This is a genomic window from Winogradskyella pacifica, assembly GCF_003386275.1.
GTDB lineage: Bacteria > Bacteroidota > Bacteroidia > Flavobacteriales > Flavobacteriaceae > Winogradskyella > Winogradskyella pacifica.
In genome coordinates this window covers 303,937-322,444 of the sequence record NZ_QREI01000005.1, presented here as the reverse complement: position 1 = coordinate 322,444, position 18,508 = coordinate 303,937, and the positions used below count along the sequence as shown (strand labels likewise).

Annotated in this window: 19 protein-coding genes; 8 read left to right on the top strand and 11 right to left on the bottom strand. The window is 34.0% G+C overall.

Annotated elements, in window-relative coordinates; all coding sequences use genetic code 11:
- Complete coding sequence (metG, locus tag DFQ09_RS12555; RefSeq protein ID WP_245940357.1) at window positions 1-2,073, bottom strand: methionine--tRNA ligase; 2,073 nt, start codon at window positions 2,071-2,073, stop codon at window positions 1-3.
- Between the two features lie 105 nt (window positions 2,074-2,178).
- Here metG and DFQ09_RS12550 point away from each other — a divergent pair, with 105 nt between their 5' ends.
- Complete coding sequence (locus DFQ09_RS12550) at window positions 2,179-3,183, top strand: S66 peptidase family protein (RefSeq protein ID WP_115810859.1); 1,005 nt, start codon at window positions 2,179-2,181, stop codon at window positions 3,181-3,183.
- On the opposite strand, the gene DFQ09_RS12545 is transcribed toward DFQ09_RS12550, so the two are convergent.
- Both DFQ09_RS12545 and DFQ09_RS12540 read right to left on the bottom strand, forming a co-directional pair.
- Window positions 3,175-3,528, bottom strand: a complete 354-nt coding sequence (locus DFQ09_RS12545) for a hypothetical protein (protein ID WP_115810857.1) — start codon at window positions 3,526-3,528, stop codon at window positions 3,175-3,177. The two genes, DFQ09_RS12550 and DFQ09_RS12545, sit on opposite strands and share 9 nt — an antisense overlap.
- On the bottom strand, window positions 3,525-3,827 hold the full coding sequence (locus DFQ09_RS12540; protein ID WP_115810855.1) for a hypothetical protein: 303 nt from the start codon (window positions 3,825-3,827) through the stop codon (window positions 3,525-3,527). The genes DFQ09_RS12545 and DFQ09_RS12540 overlap by 4 nt, the downstream gene beginning before the upstream one ends.
- A 197-nt stretch (window positions 3,828-4,024) precedes the next feature.
- On the opposite strand from DFQ09_RS12540, the gene DFQ09_RS12535 reads away from it, so the two are divergent.
- Window positions 4,025-4,384 (top strand): YraN family protein, encoded by a 360-nt coding sequence (locus DFQ09_RS12535; RefSeq protein ID WP_115810853.1) that lies wholly within the window; start codon window positions 4,025-4,027, stop codon window positions 4,382-4,384.
- Between the two features lie 93 nt (window positions 4,385-4,477).
- On the opposite strand, the gene nadD is transcribed toward DFQ09_RS12535, so the two are convergent.
- Genes nadD through DFQ09_RS12520 form a run of 3 tightly spaced genes read right to left on the bottom strand, consistent with a single transcriptional unit; the run spans window position 4,478 to window position 6,558 of the window.
- Window positions 4,478-5,056, bottom strand: coding sequence for a nicotinate (nicotinamide) nucleotide adenylyltransferase (nadD, locus tag DFQ09_RS12530; protein WP_115810851.1), 579 nt, complete (start codon window positions 5,054-5,056; stop codon window positions 4,478-4,480).
- Window position 5,057: 1 nt separating this feature from the next.
- Window positions 5,058-5,648 carry a guanylate kinase gene (gene gmk / locus DFQ09_RS12525; RefSeq protein ID WP_115810849.1) on the bottom strand — a complete coding sequence of 197 codons (591 nt, stop codon included), beginning with the start codon at window positions 5,646-5,648 and terminating at the stop codon, window positions 5,058-5,060.
- A gap of 52 nt (window positions 5,649-5,700) precedes the next feature.
- Window positions 5,701-6,558, bottom strand: a complete 858-nt coding sequence (locus DFQ09_RS12520) for a YicC/YloC family endoribonuclease (RefSeq protein ID WP_179348954.1) — start codon at window positions 6,556-6,558, stop codon at window positions 5,701-5,703.
- 285 nt (window positions 6,559-6,843) lie between these two features.
- Between DFQ09_RS12520 and DFQ09_RS12515 the strand changes: the two genes are divergently transcribed.
- Window positions 6,844-7,323: an acyl-CoA thioesterase gene (locus DFQ09_RS12515; protein ID WP_115810847.1), complete on the top strand. Its 480-nt coding sequence runs from the start codon at window positions 6,844-6,846 to the stop codon at window positions 7,321-7,323.
- 2 nt (window positions 7,324-7,325) lie between these two features.
- On the opposite strand, the gene DFQ09_RS12510 is transcribed toward DFQ09_RS12515, so the two are convergent.
- The 3 genes from DFQ09_RS12510 to DFQ09_RS12500 are packed head-to-tail and all read right to left on the bottom strand — an operon-like array spanning window position 7,326 to window position 9,700.
- Window positions 7,326-8,459, bottom strand: coding sequence for a peptidogalycan biosysnthesis protein (locus DFQ09_RS12510; RefSeq protein ID WP_115810914.1), 1,134 nt, complete (start codon window positions 8,457-8,459; stop codon window positions 7,326-7,328).
- Between the two features lies 1 nt (window position 8,460).
- On the bottom strand, window positions 8,461-9,354 hold the full coding sequence (locus DFQ09_RS12505; protein WP_115810845.1) for a DMT family transporter: 894 nt from the start codon (window positions 9,352-9,354) through the stop codon (window positions 8,461-8,463).
- Window positions 9,347-9,700, bottom strand: a complete 354-nt coding sequence (locus tag DFQ09_RS12500) for an arsenate reductase family protein (RefSeq protein WP_115810843.1) — start codon at window positions 9,698-9,700, stop codon at window positions 9,347-9,349. Before DFQ09_RS12500 ends, DFQ09_RS12505 begins: the two co-directional genes overlap by 8 nt.
- Before the next feature lie 80 nt (window positions 9,701-9,780).
- Here DFQ09_RS12500 and DFQ09_RS12495 point away from each other — a divergent pair, with 80 nt between their 5' ends.
- Together DFQ09_RS12495 and DFQ09_RS12490 are read left to right on the top strand one after the other, a co-directional pair.
- On the top strand, window positions 9,781-10,236 hold the full coding sequence (locus DFQ09_RS12495) for a DinB family protein (RefSeq protein WP_115810841.1): 456 nt from the start codon (window positions 9,781-9,783) through the stop codon (window positions 10,234-10,236).
- A 2-nt stretch (window positions 10,237-10,238) separates the two neighbouring features.
- The gene (locus DFQ09_RS12490) at window positions 10,239-11,486 is read left to right on the top strand and encodes a cation:proton antiporter (RefSeq protein ID WP_115810839.1); all 1,248 of its coding nucleotides are present in this window, start codon (window positions 10,239-10,241) and stop codon (window positions 11,484-11,486) included.
- Here the strand turns inward: DFQ09_RS12490 and DFQ09_RS12485 are convergent.
- Window positions 11,483-12,202, bottom strand: coding sequence for a DUF3298 and DUF4163 domain-containing protein (locus tag DFQ09_RS12485; RefSeq protein WP_115810837.1), 720 nt, complete (start codon window positions 12,200-12,202; stop codon window positions 11,483-11,485). The two genes, DFQ09_RS12490 and DFQ09_RS12485, sit on opposite strands and share 4 nt — an antisense overlap.
- Window positions 12,203-12,340: 138 nt before the next feature.
- Here DFQ09_RS12485 and DFQ09_RS12480 point away from each other — a divergent pair, with 138 nt between their 5' ends.
- On the top strand, window positions 12,341-13,480 hold the full coding sequence (locus DFQ09_RS12480; RefSeq protein WP_115810834.1) for a cystathionine gamma-synthase: 1,140 nt from the start codon (window positions 12,341-12,343) through the stop codon (window positions 13,478-13,480).
- Between the two features lie 75 nt (window positions 13,481-13,555).
- Here the strand turns inward: DFQ09_RS12480 and DFQ09_RS12475 are convergent, their stop codons facing one another.
- Window positions 13,556-14,341: a THC0290_0291 family protein gene (locus DFQ09_RS12475; protein WP_115810830.1), complete on the bottom strand. Its 786-nt coding sequence runs from the start codon at window positions 14,339-14,341 to the stop codon at window positions 13,556-13,558.
- 315 nt (window positions 14,342-14,656) lie between these two features.
- Here DFQ09_RS12475 and gdhA point away from each other — a divergent pair, with 315 nt between their 5' ends.
- A complete protein-coding gene (gene gdhA, locus DFQ09_RS12470; RefSeq protein WP_115810827.1) occupies window positions 14,657-16,000 on the top strand; it encodes an NADP-specific glutamate dehydrogenase in 1,344 nt (447 codons plus the stop codon).
- 122 nt (window positions 16,001-16,122) lie between these two features.
- Window positions 16,123-18,507, top strand: a complete 2,385-nt coding sequence (gene porZ / locus DFQ09_RS12465; protein WP_115810823.1) for a type IX secretion system anionic LPS delivery protein PorZ — start codon at window positions 16,123-16,125, stop codon at window positions 18,505-18,507.
- Window position 18,508: the final 1 nt, after the last annotated feature.

Here is an 18,508-nt window from a genome sequence, read left to right as displayed (position 1 = left end):
TTAGCTTATTTGAAGCCCATTATTTACACCATCAGATTCTGCGTTAGGTGTAGTTGAAGTATCAGGATTCACAAAAACCAATTTTCCAGTTTCGTCTTCCGTCATTAAAATCATACCTTGACTCTCAACTCCTCGTAAAGCTCTGGGTGCTAAATTTACTAAAACAGTAACACGTTTACCTATGACGTCTTCTGGTGAAAAGCTTTCGGCAATACCAGAAACAATGGTTCTTGTGTCAATGCCAGTATCTACTTTTAAGACTAAAAGTTTTTTGGTTTTTGGCATTTTTTCTGCTTCGATAATAGTACCAACACGCAAATCTAATTTGGTAAAATCATCAAACGTAATTTCATCCTTTTGAGGTTCAGTTACCTTCTTTTCAGCTTCATTAGCTTTTTTGCTTGCTTCTAATTTATCGAGTTGTATTTGAATTTCAGAATCTTCAATTTTAGAGAATAATAACTCTCCTTTTCCAATTTGATGTGATGCGGGAATTAAAATATCTTTTGTTGAAACGTCTTCCCATCCGTTGTCATTCGAATTTAAAATACCTTTTAACTTGGTTGAGGTAAATGGTAAGAACGGTTCAGATAAAACAGCTAAGGCAGACGCAATTTGTAAAGCCACAAACATTACGGTTTTGGTGCGTGCTTCATCTGTTTTAAACGTTTTCCATGGTTCTTCGTCTGCTAAATACTTATTTCCTAGTCGTGCTAAGTTCATCAATTCTTGACTCGCTTCTCTAAAACGATAACGTTCAATAGAACTCGAAATCACAGCAGGATAGGCTTTTACAGCCGCCAAAGTTTCTTCGTCAATAGTTGAATAGTCTGATGGTGCCGGAATAATGCCGTCGTAATATTTATTCGTTAAAACCACCACACGATTGATAAAGTTTCCGAAGATAGCCACCAATTCATTATTGTTTCTAGCTTGAAAATCTTTCCACGTAAAATCGTTATCCTTAGATTCTGGGGCATTTGCCGTTAAAGCGTAACGCAACACATCTTGTTGATTAGGGAAATCGATTAAATAATCTGGTAACCAAACCGCCCAGTTTTTAGAGGTTGATAATTTCTGACCTTCTAAATTTAAAAATTCGTTAGCCGGTACATTGTCTGGTAAAATATAAGAGCCTTCAGCTTTTAGCATGGCAGGGAAAATAATACAGTGAAATACAATATTATCCTTTCCTATAAAGTGTACCAATTTGGTGTCTTCGTCTTTCCAATAATCTTCCCAGTTTTTACCTTCGCGTGCTGCCCATTCTTTGGTTGCAGATATGTAACCAATAGGAGCATCAAACCAAACGTAAAGCACTTTGCCTTCGCCACCTTCAACAGGTACAGGAATTCCCCAATCTAAATCTCTAGTTACAGCACGTGGACGTAAGCCATCGTCAATCCAAGATTTTACTTGACCGTAAACATTAGGTTTCCAATCTTTTTTATGACCTTTTAAAATCCATTCACGTAGAAAATCTTCGTGTTTATTTAAAGGTAAAAACCAGTGTTTGGTTTCTTTTAAAGAAGGGACATTGCCTGTGATTGCTGATTTAGGATTAATTAAATCTGTGGCATTTAAACTCGATCCACAGCTTTCACACTGATCTCCATAAGCTTCTTCATTGCCACATTTAGGACAGGTTCCTGTTACAAAACGATCTGCTAAAAACTGATTCGCTTCAGCATCGTACAATTGCTCAGTCACTTCTTCTACAAATTCATTTTTGTCATAAAGGGTTTTAAAAAACTCTTGAGCCGTATCGTGATGAATTTGAGCTGTTGTACGTGAATAATTATCGAAAGTAATACCAAAGTCAATAAAAGATTGCTTGATAATCGCATGATATTTATTCACAATATCTTGGGGAGTGACTCCTTCTTTTTTTGCTTTGATGGTAATCGGCACACCGTGCTCATCACTTCCGCAAATAAAAGCAACGTCATTACCTGTTAATCTTAAGTATCTAGAATAAATATCTGCAGGCACATAAACACCAGCTAAATGTCCAATATGAATTGGGCCGTTTGTATATGGTAATGCTGCTGTTATGGTATATCTTTTCGACATGGTTTTCATTTTTTTGAAGCTACAAAAGTACGCAATATATAAGGGATTTAGAAAAAAAATGTACTTTTACCAAAAGCACTATTTATGACTTTTAGACATCACTTTATGTACCTTGTTTTCGCTTTGGTTTTTATTTCGCAATCCGAAATACAAGCACAATTAGAAACTAATAAACCTACCAAAATGGCTTCAAAATTAATACAACCACCCTATTTAAAAGCAGGTGATACTGTGGCTATTGTTGCACCTTCTGGGATTTTAAAAAGTAGAGTAGGAGAAGTGCAAGACGCGGTAAAACTTCTAGAAAGTTGGGGTTTGCATGCCATTGTTGGTAAACATGTTTTTAACCAATTCAATCATTTTGCTGGTACAGATGCCGAGCGTTGCGAAGATTTGCAAAACGCTATGGACGATCCTAAAATTAGCGCGATTTGGTGTGCGAGAGGTGGTTACGGAACGGTTAGGATTTTGGATAAATTGAATTATTCTAAATTTAAGAAAAATCCGAAATGGATTATTGGTTATAGTGATATCACAGCATTGCACAATCAGGTTCATAATGAAGGATTTCAGTCCTTACACGCTATAATGTGTGTGAGTTTAACCAAAGATTTGAATGCTATAAAGGAATCCGTTGAAACGTTTAAATCGGCTATTTTCGGGAATCCTGAAAACTATACTTTAAAAGGCTCAAACTATAATAGAGTCGGAGAAACTTCAGGAGAATTAGTTGGAGGAAATCTAACGATGTTACATACCATGTTGGGTTCTAAAGAGAGTATAGATACCTCTGGAAAAATTCTGTTTATTGAGGAAATTGGTGAGTACAAATACCACATTGACCGTATGTTACAAAGTATGAAGCGCGCTGGTTATTTTGATGATTTGAATGGACTTGTGGTTGGTGATATGTCTAGAATGCGAAAGAATACGACACTTTGGGGAACTTCGGTAGAGCAATTGATTCTTGATGCTTTAGAAGACTACGATTTTCCAATTACATTCAATATGCCTGCAGGACACGAAAAAGACAATCGAGCTTTGGTTTTGGGACGAACTCTAGAGTTGAAAGTTGGTAAAGAACAATCGACTTTAAAATTCTCAGAATAATTGTTTTTGAAACTTGAAAAACAAAATGGCTCCTAAAAAGTAAAGTCCAACGTCAATTATATCACTAGTATAACGTGTGTTTATTTGTGGCATTAGCCATTCAAAATAAATTGAAAAATATAGAGTTAGTGCTAAAACCACACTAATAGGTACGTAAAGTGTTTTGGTTTTCTTTAGGATTCTTAAAATGGCTAAACACGCACTTAAAACAATAGGCATACATAAAAAGTCGTTGACATAAAAATACATCCAATTAGGAAGTGGTACTTCAAAACGATTAGCGCTATACAATACTGTCACTATTACAATAGCAACTAGAAATAGAGGATGTTTTAAAATTTTCATGCTGCAATTGCAGTTATTAACCAAGCGATAAACATACCAATTGCCATAAATCCCATCCAAATGGAATGAATGATTTTTACAAAAATGCGCACTACTAAAAACCGATGATCCTTATATTTTTCGTAGAATGAAGGTGACTTTTCATCTTGAATTCGCTGACGCTCACGACGCTCTTTATCTTCTTGAGCAAATACTAATTCGCGCCTTTTTTTATAAGATAGAAGCGTGTTGCAATTGGTGCAATAGTCTTGATTTGTATTGTAGAGACCACAATTTGGGCATTTAATATGACTAGCCATTTCGCGTGTTTTAAAGCGTTACAAAGATATGGCTAATTGTAAGATTTTATGTGCTTCAAACAAAGATGCTTTGACTCAGATTGACTAAACATCCTTTATGATACTGCAATTTTTGTATATTGAAGCGAACTCTAAAGTATGTCTAATTTTTTTGACAGAAAACAGAAAACAGAAAACAGAGAACTGAAGACTGAAAAATGGCACAACACAACGAACTCGGTAAATTAGGTGAGCAACTCGCAGCAGAATTGCTTATAAAAAAAGGCTATGAAATCATCGTTCGTAATTATGTGTTTCAAAAAGCCGAAATTGATATTATCGCCAAGCACAATGATTTTATGATTTGTGTGGAAGTGAAAACGCGAAATTCTGATTTTTTCGGTGATCCACAAGAGTTCGTCACACCTAGTAAAATTAAATTACTAGTGAAAGCTATGGATGCTTTTGTAATTGAAAATGATATCGATTTAGAAACCCGTTTTGATATTGTTGCTGTTTTAAAGAATAAAACAACAGAGCAACTCACTCATTATGAAAATGCTTTTTATCATTTTTAATACTCACGAAAGTGGATATCTCATCAGCTTAAAAACTATACATTCAAAGTGTCAAGTGATTACAAAAGAGGTTCCTGCGTTCGCAGGAATGTGTTACCTATAAAAATTCATCTCATCAATAAATTGCCACACATGTTCAGGCAAGATCGGACGCACATTTTTTCCATCTTTAATTTCATTTCTAATAAAGGTTGAAGAGAGCTCCATAATGGGGGCGTCAACTTTAGTGATTTTAGAATGATTATTAAATTGCGTGTCTATTTTGCCTTCAGATATTCTAGGGTAAACATAAATACTATGATTTTCGAGAATGAGTTCATAGTTTTTCCATTTATGGAGACTTTTTAAATTGTCCTCTCCCATAATTAAGGCAAACTCATAATTCGGATATTTTTCAAAAAGATACGTGAGCGTATCAATAGTGTAATTGGGTTGTTTTAGTCCAAATTCAATATCGCTTGGTCTCAGTTTGTCGTAATCCTTTGTCGCCAAATGAACCATTTCTAAACGGTGGTAATTGTCTAGTAAGCTGCTTTTCTTTTTAAAAGGACTTAATGGGGTAACTACAAACCAAACTTGGTCTAAATCACTATGCTCAGCTAAATGATTGGCAATGGTTAAATGACCAACGTGAATGGGGTTAAACGTACCAAAATATAGACCGATCTTCATATTACTTCGCTATAAATTCAGAAACCAATTTGTAAGCATCCTTTAAAGCTTTGTCTAAATCAGAATTAACAACAATTTCATCAAAAAGTGGAGCCGTAGCTAATTCTGCTGGTGCTTTTGCCACACGCATGCTTATTTTTTCTGGACTTTCTTCACCGCGATCTTTTAGTCGTCTTACCAACTCATTCAAATCTGGTGGTTTTACAAAAATAGCGATAGTCTGTTCTGGGAACTTTCTTTTAATACGTAAGCCACCTGATACATCAATATCAAAAATAACATGCTTGCCTTTTGCCCAAATACGTTCAATTTCAGTTTTTAGCGTCCCATAAAAATTGTCTCTATAGACTTCTTCCCACTCTAAAAACTCATCGTTTTTAATTCGGTTTTTAAATTCTTTAAGCGATAGGTAATAGTAATCTCGCCCATTAACCTCATTACCACGTTTGTCGCGCGATGTCGCAGAGATAGAAAATTCTAGATTGAGTTCTTGCTGTTTTAATAGGTGGCGAACTATGGTTGTTTTTCCAGAACCAGATGGTGCTGAAAAGACAATGAGCTTGCCTTGTACTTCGTTTTTAATTTCTGACAAAATAACTTGTTTTACTTTTTACTGTATACCGCGACCGAGAACGTCAACTAATTTAGAGCACGTTTAATAATTGTTCCTTAATTTTTTCAAGTTCATCCTTCATCTGAACTACTAATTTTTGCATTGGTGCATAATTAGATTTTGAGCCAATAGTATTGATCTCTCTTCCGATTTCCTGAGAAATAAAACCTAATTTCTTTCCGTTAGAATCTTCAGAATCTAAAGCTTTAGTAAAATAATCTAAATGATTTTCTAATCGTACTTTTTCTTCTGTAATATCAAATTTCTCGATGTAATAAACCAATTCTTGTTCAAAACGGTTTTCATCTACTTTTTCTTTAATATCAGAAATGCCTTTTTCTAAACGCGCTCTTACGCCATCAATACGTTCAGGATCCATCGTAATAACTTCGTTTAATAGACGTCTTAAAGTGCTAATTCTATCTTCAAAATCTTGCTTTAGTGTCGCTCCTTCATCTTCTCTATAAATAACAATGTTTGCTATGGCTTTATCTATTTCTTCACTAATTAAAGACCATTCTTCTTCATCGATATCATCGCGTTCTGTAGTTATAGCATCTGGCATACGAATCGCCATTTTTAATAACTCAATAGCATCACCATCTACAACCTCCTTAAGTTGTTTAATGTATTCGTTAACTACTGTTTTGTTAATCTTAGTGCTGGTATCTTCACCTGTAATTTCTACATATAATGAGAAATCCACTTTTCCTCTAACAAGGTTTTTAGCAATAAGTTTTCTTATGTCTAATTCCTTTGCTCTATACATAGAAGGCATACGAGCGTTGAGGTCTAAGCTTTTGCTATTTAGAGATTTTAATTCTATAGATATTTTTTTAGTTGGGAGCTGTAGTACAGATTTCCCATAGCCTGTCATGGATTGTATCATTAAAACATTGCGATTTAATACTACAGAAACTTCAAAAAGATCGACTAAATTCGTTTCTATTTCCTTTATATTTCAATATAAAATAAAACCGTAACGATGCTATGCTTTTATTTTCTATTTTCACCTAAAGGAATTATAATTCAAATTTATTATCAATCCTTTTAAAATTTATCTAGTATGGTTGCGCAAAGGTACAAAAATCAATGGTTTTTAAATAGTTTAGAAAGCGCCCAATTCTCTCATTAGACTTTTATAACTTTGCAAACCTAAATTGAAGGTAAACTTATGTACAAAAAACAATTTGAAATTCGTTGGAGTGATGTGGATGCTAATGGTCATTTAGCTAATTCTGCGTATACCAATTTTATGAGTCATGCACGTATGGCATTCTTTACTGAGAAGGGATTTACAATGCCAGAAATTATGAAATTCAATGTAGGGCCTGTTGTGTTTTATGAACATATGTACTATTTTAAGGAATCATTTTTAGGAACTCCAATTACGGTAACTATTGAAGTGTCTGGCTTAAGTGAAGATGGTATGTTGTTTATGTTTGAACATAATTTTTACAACCATAAAGGTGAAAATTTAGCATATTGCGAAATGCAAGGAGGTTGGATAGATCTTAAAGCAAGAAAACTAACAGGTTTACCAGAACCATTATTAGAATTGGCTCATAAATTTCCGAAGTCTGAAAGTTTTAAGGTTTTGACAAAAGAGGATACGCGTAAGCATGGAGTACGACCAAAACCAATGAAGCTATAATTTTACTTAAAAACCGAGTGTTGCTTAAAAGATTTTATCTGCACATTTTTTATGAATGGCTTTAAAACCTGATTTGGTAAATACCGTTTGTGCTTGCAATAACAAGTTAGTGCTTCTGGTTTTGCACCTAATGTACTTTTTATTTCAGAAGCAGTTCTACCTAAGTTAATCTGAGTTGATTGTGTTTCAATTCCGAGTCTTACGTAATCATTTAGTATTCTCGGATAGATGCCAAATTCTTTGTTTTGAGAATAATCGATACCAATGAAATGCGCATCGAGATGTGTGTCGTTTTGCATGGCAGATAAAAAACCGACTAATTTATCTTCGAGAAAATAGCCCTTTACTATAAATAAATCTTTAAAGGTTCTTTTAAGATGAATATAAGTATCGAGGTTTAATATTTGGGCATTAAAATCAGCATTATCAATCGTATTTTGATATAATTCTTGAAGTGCATCTTTATGAATTTCTATATCGTCTTCAGAAAATAATTTAGCATTTAAAGCAACACTTTTAGCATCTGCTCTATTCGCTTTTACACGATATTTAGATTTTAAAGCCGTTGTATAGTCTTCGAAGGAATGCCATTCTGGTTTTAGCGTAATAATCATATTAGGCTCAACTTGCATGGCTGCGTAATCGTAAGATTCTAAATGATTGGTAATAGGAAGCGATTCGTTTTTAAAATCTTTTATAAAAATAGCACTTAGTTTTTTTGTAGATTTTGATAATTGTTTTACACCTTCTGCAATGGCTTTAAACGTGTCGACTTTATCTTCACCATCTTTCAGGAAGGTACCATATTCTCCACTTAAAAATACATTTCCACAGAACAACACACAAATATGATTGTTGCAGAACATGTTGTTAACCCAATGTCTTATTTTGTTAGACATTTTAATGTTTTTTGTAATGGTTTCAACACCAATGGTTACAATCTGTGTATTGGCAAAAGCAACAGCTTCCTGGTCTTTAAGGATGAAAATATAATTGAATTCTATGTCTGTATTGGCAAGTTCAAAAGCTTTTAAGAATTCGGGTGAATAATAAATATTTGTACAGCAATTAACACTATCCCAATAAGGTTGAGGAATAGTATCAATGCTTTTAAAAACTTTAGATGTTAGAGGCAAATTAAATGGCGTTTTTAGGTTTTTTAGATACAAGAAATACTCCTAAAAATATGAGTAACATGGCTCCGATTTTTACGGAGTCTATAAAATCTGCACCTATTGAAATAGCAAAAAGTCCAGCAACTACAGGTTGAAGATAAATAAATATACCTACAGTAGATGCTTTTAATTTGTTTAATGCTAATGGGTTAAATAAATACGTTCCGAAAGTCGCGCCGACAACAACAAATACAACAGACCAAATGGCGTTAGGTGTAAATGTGTGCCACTCTACAGCTTTTAAATCATTATAACCAAATGGAATTAACATAATGAGACCAAACAAAAACAACCATTTAATAAATGTAAATGGATGGTATTTTAATGTGAGTTTTTTAATCATTATCACATAGATGCTGTATGAAATAGCATTTAAAAACACGAGTAAATTACCTAATGGCACATTATCGCCAGCTCTTGCAGATTTACCATATATAGTTAAAACCAATGCGCCTATTAAGCCCAAAGTAACTCCAACTATTTTTAGCTTAGAAACGTTTTCCTTTAAAATTATAGCAGACAAAATTAAAATGATAATAGGTACTGTAATGGTAATGGCTGAAGCATGGATTGGAGAGGTGTATTCTAGGCCTTTAAAAAAGAAAAGCATATTAATCATGACTCCAAAAATAGCGGCTACAAAGAGTTTTAGATAGTCTTTTTTGTCAATTTTTTGCTTTGGTAAAAAGAGACTCATAATCCAAAACAACACCGTAGCACCGGCAACTCTTATTAGAACAAATCCAAAGGGTTTAATGAAATTTTCATTCATTACTGTTTTTGCAATAGTGAAATTGAGACCATATAATACTTGCACCATGATCAATGCGAAAATGGCAAATTTTCTACTATTCATGTATCGCGAGTTTGGCAGCTTCTACTGTTTTCTTAGAATTGCCAATAAAAATAGAATCGGTATATAAAATTACAGGACGTTTTAAAAACGTATAATGTTCTAAAATATAATTTTTGTAATCGTCTTCAGTCAGTGATTTCTCTTTTAAACCCAATTCTTTATAAAGTCGCGCGCGCTTACTAAACAGACTTTCGTAACTATCTGTTAGTGCTCGCATTTCTTCAATCTGTTGTGTAGTAATTGGTTCTGTCTTTATATCTTGAAGTTGAAAACCTTCAGGAAGATTAAGCTCATTTATGATACGGGTACAAGTATTACAGCTACTTAAAAAGTATATTTTGTTCATAATCAAAACGGTTTAATTTCAATATGCAAAGAAACCGTATTTCTAATGAATTTTATTACTTTTAATAAAAATATGATTTTATGGATTTTGTTTTCGACGTCGCACTTAAGAATAGAAAATTATTAAAAAGTTTTATTGAAAACCACACTTTAGAAGAGTTGAATAAAGTGCCAAAAGGGTTTCGTAATAATATCATTTGGAATATTGCACATACTATTGTTACGCAACAATTATTGGTATACAAATTATCGGGATTGCCAATGGTTGTTTCTGATGAGATGGTAGAAGCTTTTAAAAAAGGAACAAAAACGGAACGCGATTTGTCGCAGTCTGAAGTAGATACCATAAAAGGCTTGTTATTTTCTACTATTGAAAAGACTAAGGAAGATTACGATACTAAAGTTTTTCAGACCTATAATCAATATACCGTGACTACAAAAAGTACGCTGAGTAATGTTGAAGAAGCCATTGATTTTAATAATTTTCATGAAGGTATTCATTTAGGGTATATTTTAGCACTCCGAAAATCACTATAATTATGGATTACTATTCAATTGCTACTATTTTAATCGTTCTTTCTGCTGGCTTTGGTTATATAAACGAGAAGTTTTTAAAGTTGCCAATCACTATTGGTTTAATGGTAATTACCATAGTGTTTACGGTTGTTTTAGTCGGAATTGCTCAATTTGATGATACCTTATTAGTGCAAGAACGAGAATTTATAGCATTGATAGATTTTGAAACTGTTCTCTTAGACATCATGCTGAGTTTCTTGTTGTTTGCAGGTGCTTTGCATACCAATTTTAATCAACTTAAAGTACAGCGCTGGCCAATATTGGCTTTTGCGACAGTGGGTGTTTTGGTATCAACATTTTTAGTTGGTATTGCGATGTTTTATGTCTTGATGTTGATGGATTTAAATGTAGATTTTATCTACTGTTTACTGTTTGGTGCGCTAATTTCTCCAACAGATCCTATTGCTGTTTTAGGGATTTTGAAAAAAGCAGGGGCGCCAAAAAAATTAGAAACTAAAATTGTTGGAGAATCATTGTTTAATGATGGAGTAGGCGTTGTCGTCTTCTTAACCATTTTTGCAATAGCAGCGAAACCTAATGCTGCTATTGAGTTGGCTGATATCGCCACCTTATTTGGACAAGAGGTTATTGGTGGTATTGTTTTAGGGCTTTTTCTAGGGTGGATTACCTACCGTTTAATGCGATCGATTGATAGCTACGAAATTGAAGTGATATTAACCCTAGCAAGCGTTATGGGAGGTACGATGTTAGCACATAAATTTCACTTGTCGGCTCCTTTGGCTATGGTAACTGCCGGACTTATTGTTGGAAATGATACGGTTAGAAATTCTGCTATGTCTGAAACTACAGAGCTTTATGTCGATAAATTTTGGGAGCTCGTAGATGTCTTATTAAACACTATTTTGTTTGTAATGATTGGTATGGAAATGTTAGTACTAACATTAGATGGAAAATACATTTATGCCGGTTTATTAGCGATTCCTTTAATCTTAGTTTGTCGCTATATTTCTCTTTGGTTGCCCATTAAATTCTTTGAAATGCGATTGGATTTTGTACCAAAAACAAATTTAATAATGACTTGGGGTGGCTTACGAGGGGGCATCTCTATTGCTTTAGCCTTAAGCCTAACAAAAGATATGCATCGAGAATTATTCTTAGTAATAACCTACGTCGTCGTGGTGGTTTCTATTGTTGGACAAGGATTAACGGTTGGCCCAATTATAAAACGCTTGACAAAAAGTATAGTTTAGTTCATCTTTAAATATGGCTCTACGTCATCAAAAGGAATCATGAATTCGGTATAACCTAAATCGTATGAAGCTACCTCATAAACATTATAAAGTAATACTAGCCCTTCGTCACTAAAACCAATGTTTTCAGGTAAATGAAAAGGTTTTCCGAAGAAGAAATTTTCAATAGTTAATTGGTCTTCGTTCTCTTCTAAAGATTTAATGAAATGAGTTTTGGCTAAGGTTGTAAAACCCGCTATGTCTGTAATAAAATCCGTGACTTCTAAAGTTTTTCCAGTTTTAGCATCAAGATTTAATAGTTTTATTTTGTCATTACCATGAGCACCACCTTTAAACTCATACGTACTAATAACTAGTGTAATGATAGCTTCAGACTGGTAAACGAGTTCTGTTTCAATATGAAGCTCCCAAGCCGGTTCATCTATTTCAGAATAATCTTTTTTAAACGTTAGATATTCTTTATTAAACGCTTTTAAAACTTCAGTTAAATTAGTTTTGCTTTCAGACGTGTTTAGGGTTGCAATAATTGCATTTTCGACGTTTGTGTTTATGCTTTTACTAAGGTCACTACTTCCTGTTGCTTTGCTATAGACTGCTGAAATTTCGGCCTCGTAAGATTCTTCGACAGAAATAGTATCAAATGTTGCGGGTTTAAATTCAGAGCTACATGAATTTAAAACAATAGCAAATATCAAAAATGGAATTATATGTTTCACAGCGTTTGGTATTAAGTTTAATAAACAATAAAGGTATTATATAGATTTGAATAGAACGAATTATCCGTTAAATTTGTTAGGGTACAAAAGCGATAATTCTGTTAATTTTTTCGTGGGTTTCGTTTAACTCCTTTTATTATGAAATTTAATACAAAAACAATACATGGTGGTCAAAAACCAGATGCTGCTTATGGTTCTGTAATGCCCCCAATTTATCAAACCTCTACTTTTGCACAATCTACACCAGGCGGACATAAAGGCTATGAATATGCACGCTCAGCGAATCCCACACGTCATGCGTTAGAGAACGCTTTTGCAAGTATCGAAAATGGAACACATGGTTTAGCTTTCGGATCTGGACTAGCTGCTATAGACGCCATTCTAAAATTGTTAAAGCAAGGAGATGAGGTTATTTCTACCAACAATTTATATGGTGGAACGTATCGGTTATTCACAAAGATATATGAAGACTTTGGTATAAAATTCCATTTTATAGGCATGGAAAATGCAGCGCATATTGAAGACTATATAAATGATAAAACAAAATTAATCTGGGTAGAAACACCGACCAACCCCATGTTAAATATTATCGATATTGTAAAGACAGCCAAAATTGCAAAGAAGCAGAAGGTGTTATTTGCAGTAGATAATACCTTTGCGACGCCGTATTTACAACGACCATTAGATTTGGGGGCAGATATTGTAATGCACTCAGCAACTAAATATCTTGGTGGGCATAGTGATTTGGTGATGGGAGCGTTAATTGTAAAAGATAAAGAATTGGCAGATCGGTTATATTTTATTCAAAACGCAAGTGGTGCTATTTGCGGTCCTCAAGATGCATTTTTAGCTTTGAGAGGTTTAAAAACCTTACATGTTAGAATGCAGCGTCATTGCGAAAATGGTAGAGCTGTAGCTGAGTATTTAGAAAGTCACCCAAAAATAGAAAATGTGTATTGGCCAGGTTTTGAAAACCATCCTAATCATGCTATTGCAAAAGCTCAGATGAGCGATTATGGAGGTATGGTGTCTTTTACTACCAAAGGTAATAACTATGCAGAAGCTATTAAAATGGTCGAAAATCTAAAGGTTTTTACATTAGCGGAATCGCTGGGTGGTGTGGAGTCATTAGCTGGTCATCCGGCAAGTATGACGCATGCGAGTATTCCAAAAGAAGAACGCGAAAAAACAGGTGTTGTAGATTCGCTAATTAGGTTGAGTGTTGGTATTGAAGATGAAGCAGATTTAATAGCAGATTTAAAACAAGCTATAGGATGACATCGCTTAAATGCAGCATAAAAAAAGACCAAATCATATGATTTGGTCTTTTTTTATAAATATGTTTTATTGATTTTAATCGAACATGAAAATGTAGCCCACATTTAACCAAGCTAACCAATCATTTGTTTTATTAGATTCTAATTGATGGTCTAAACCATCCGTTTTGTCATTAAAGAAACGTTGTATTCTTAGATCAACCATTAAATTTGAAATTGCACTAAGGTTATACCTTACACCTACACTACCAACAACAGACCAAGTAGACCCAGCTTCAACATCTATAGATCCTGGTTCCCAACTTGGATAAAAATTATTGATATTGTTTATGTTTTGATCACCATAAGTAGTGGTTACGCTCGGACTATAAAACACGTAATGCGCACCTAAGCTTACAAATGGTGCGAATTTATCACCTCCACGCGAAAAATTTCTTAAACTCATAGGGTAAAATTCCAATTGCGCTCCTAAATCAAAATTTTGCGCTTCTCCTGAGTGTGCTCTTAATTTATCCGCAGAAGTACTTGTTCTATCTTCATCTACCCATATACCATAATGATCAAGTCCTGTTTTGTTCCAAGAAAGTTCAGCGCGTACTTTAAAATGTTTTGTAAAAAAATTACTTCTCGAATAAGAATAGTAACCACTAAGATATTCAAAGTTCATATAGTAAACGAGACCTATACCAAAACCTATATTACCAGAATTTGTTTCAAAGTCGTATCGTTCACCAAAGTCAGATTGGTAAACTATAGGGCCAGCAATAATTCCAACCTCGTGAGAAAAGGCTTGCGAGAAACTCAATTGCATCGATAAAAGCAATAGAAATGCAACAAAGATATTTTTTATTTTTTGTGTCATGTAATTTTAGAATTGATGCTTTTACCCAGCAAATATATAAAAACCCGATAAACTACCAAATAAAACCGACAAAATGCATGTTTTTTATTTTCTTCATAAAATATAATCCTTTTTATATTGAATAAAAACATTTAGAATATCATAATAACAAAATTGATATATGTCTAATTATTAAAGTGATAAGGACGCCACAATATATCAAAATATTCTTACAATCGCAGGTTTAAAATAGAATATCCTATTTTTTTGACAAAAATAGATTAATATTTAGAAATGGTGAATGAATTATTTAATTTCGAGAATAAATAAATACTTATGAGAGAGAAAATTGATGCTTTTTTAGCAGAAGTACAAGCAAGAAACAGTCATGAACCAGAGTTTTTACAAGCCGTCCGAGAAGTCGCAGAATCATTAATACCTTATATAGCTCAACATAAATTGTATAGCGGTAAAAATATCCTATTAAGAATGGTCGAGCCCGAAAGGCTAATATCATTTAGAGTTAGTTGGGTTGATGATGCGGGAGAGATACAAGTTAATAGAGGTTATAGAGTTCAGATGAATTCTGCAATAGGACCTTATAAAGGAGGTTTACGTTTTCATCCTTCTGTAAATGCAAGTATTTTAAAGTTCTTAGCTTTTGAACAAGTATTTAAAAATGCTTTAACGACACTGCCGATGGGGGGAGGAAAAGGGGGGGCTGATTTTGATCCCAAAGGAAAATCGGATGATGAAATTATGCGTTTCTGTCAATCGTTTATGAGTGAATTATTTAGACATATAGGACAGTTTACCGATGTCCCTGCAGGAGATATTGGTGTTGGAGCGAGAGAAGTTGGTTTTATGTTTGGAACTTATAAAAAGTTGAAAAATGAATTTACAGGTGTTCTAACTGGTAAAGGACCTACTTGGGGTGGCTCTTTAATTAGACCAGAGTCTACAGGTTATGGTACTGTATATTTTGCTCAGAATATGTTGAAATTAAAAAATGAAACATTAGAAGGGAAACATATTGTGATTTCTGGCTCCGGAAACGTTGCGCAGTATGCTACCGAAAAGGCAATAGAGTTTGGAGCAAAGGTATTAACATTGTCTGATTCTGGAGGGTATATTATCGATGAAGACGGTATTGATACTGAGAAGTTAAATTTTATAATGCATCTTAAAAACGTAAAGCGTGGTCGTATAAGCGAATATGTAGATGAATATCCTAATGCAGAATATTTTTCGGGTGAAAGACCTTGGTCAGTAAAATGTGATATCGCTTTACCTTGTGCTACTCAAAATGAACTAAATGGAGAGGAAGCAAGGCAATTAGTTAAAAATGGCTGTATTTGTGTGGTCGAAGGTGCAAATATGCCTTCAACTCCAGAAGCGATAAGTGAATTTCAAAAGGCAAAGTTATTGTTTGCGCCAGGGAAAGCTTCAAATGCAGGTGGTGTAGCAACTTCAGGATTAGAGATGAGTCAGAATTCGCTTCGTCTAAGTTGGTCGAGAGAAGAGGTGGATACACGTTTAAAAGATATCATGGAAGCCATTCATGACTCTTGTGTTAGATACGGTAAAAACGAAGATGGCTCTATTGATTATATTAAAGGAGCTAATATTGCAGGCTTTGTGAAAATTGCAGATGCTATGTTGGCGCAAGGAGTCGTATAATTAAGCTTATAAAACTAATTTTAGCTTCTGTTTGTTACAGGAGCTTTTTTTATGACATTATATATGATAAGCACATAATTATCGTTAGTATTAAATATATTTGAGCAAACCTTATTTTATCAATGAATACTACTGTTTTTAAAATCCTCATTTTAGTATTTGGACTTACGGCGTCGGGCTATAGTCAAGATTTTTCATCCTTGTGGCAAGGTCATTATTCTTATAACGACATTGTGGATGTAGTTAGTGGTGAGAATAAAATTTATGCAGCAGCACAAAATGCTGTTTTTAGATATGATACACAGACTAATGAACTCACTACAATTACTTCGGTAGAAGGACTTTCGGGTGAGGAAATTACGACCATATATTACAGTGAGCTTTATCAATATTTGCTTATTGGATATGAAACTGGATTAATTGAGGTCTATTCTGAAACGGAGAATTCTGTATTATCTGTGGTAGATATTTTAGATAAGGTAAATATTACTCCAGTTAATAAGCGTATTAATCACTTCTTTGAACATGAGGGGCAAATTTATATCTCAACAGATTATGGAATTTCGGTATACGATTTAGAGCGCTTAGAATTTGGTGATACTTATTTTATTGGGAATGGTGGTGCACAGATTACAGTGAAACAAGTGTCTGTTTTAAATAATGAAATCTATGTGGCCTGCATGGATAATAACGGTATAAAGAAAGCGGATTTAAACAATCCTAACTTAATAGATTATCAGCAATGGCAAAGCCTTTCAACAGGGAACTTTTATACGATGAATACGATTAATAATAAATTGTATTCTGTGGGAATTAATAGAGTGCTCTACGAAATAAACGGTACGTCTTTAAGTTCGTTATTAACTTTTCCTTTATTGCCTTTAGATTCTGATATGTCTGCGTCAAATCTTATTTATTCAACCAGAAATACCGTATATGTATATGATGAAAATATACAATTGGTAAAAAGTTTTCAGCCCTCAGCTGATTATGATTCTAATTTTACATCCGCAATTACCTTAGATGATTCTATTTATATAGGTACAGAGGCTTTTGGTGTGTTGCGTAATTCAATTGTAGCAACAGGAGATTACGTTGAAATAAAACCCAATGGTCCGTTATTAAACGAAACGTTTAGGCTAAATGCCGAGTCTGGTATCGTCTGGTCTAGTTTTGGCGGGTACACCGAGGATTTGGTTCCTGACCCAATACGAAGTAGAGGTATAAGTTATTATATAAATGAAGCATGGGAGACTATTCCTTTTGAAGATGTGTTAGGAGCAAGAAATCTGTCGCAAATTGCGATTAATCCCTTCAATCCTAGTCAAGTATTTGTGAGTTCTTTTCAAGATGGTCTTTTAGAAATAAATAATTTGGAACCTACTGTACTATATGATGACAGCAATAGTGGGTTAGAGTCATTAGTATTACCAGGTTCACCAAACTTTAGAAGTTTAAGAGTTTCTGCTACAGCTTTTGATAGAACCGGACTCTTATGGTCTATGTCATCGCTTTTATTTGAACCTCTAAAATCGTACGATCCCAATACTGGCAACTGGAGAAGTTATGATTTTTCGAGTATTATACAAGATGCTATTAGAGATGAGTTTGGTTATTTTGACCTTGCCATTGACGATACTGGTACCAAATGGATTGGCGCTTATAAAAACGGAATTTATGCTTATAATGAAACAGTAAGCGATAATCCACTTCGGAATATTAAAACTGAAGAACAAGGTTTGCCATTCCCGAGAGTGAATGCTCTTGCAGTAGATAACAGAAATCAGCTTTGGGTAGGGACTTTTACAGGACTAAGGGTACTTTATAACACTGCGGGATTTTATGACGATTTAAACCCCACTTTAAGTTCTATAATTATTTTAGAAAATGGTATTCCGAAAGAGCTTTTAGAAGGGCAGACTATTACCGATATTACAGTAGATGGCTCAAATAATAAATGGATTGGTACGGTGGATTCTGGTGTTTTTTATCTGTCTCCAGATGGTCAAACTACTATTTATCATTTTACTAAGGATAATTCACCATTACCATCAGACCGAATTAATGACATTTCAATAGATGGTAATAATGGTATTGTTTATATCGCAACAATTAAGGGATTGTTAGCATTTAAAGCCGGAGGTTCAAAAACAGAAACCACCCTAGAAGATGCCTTTGTATATCCTAACCCTGTACGACCAGAATACAATATTCTCGGTTTTAACGATCTTAACGATATTAATAAAGGGGTAAAGATTAGTGGGCTAACAGAACGTGTGAATATAAAAATTACAGATATTGAAGGTAATTTGGTTGCAGAAGCACAGTCTAACGTTAATTTAAGATCCTCTAATGCCAATTATAACTTTGCTATAGATGGTGGAACGGCTATTTGGAATGGAAAAAACCTTGGCAACAATGTCGTGAGAACTGGTGTGTATTTGGTGTTGATTTCCGATTTAGATTCTTTTGAAACTAAAGTTCTTAAAGTACTAATAGTCCGATAAA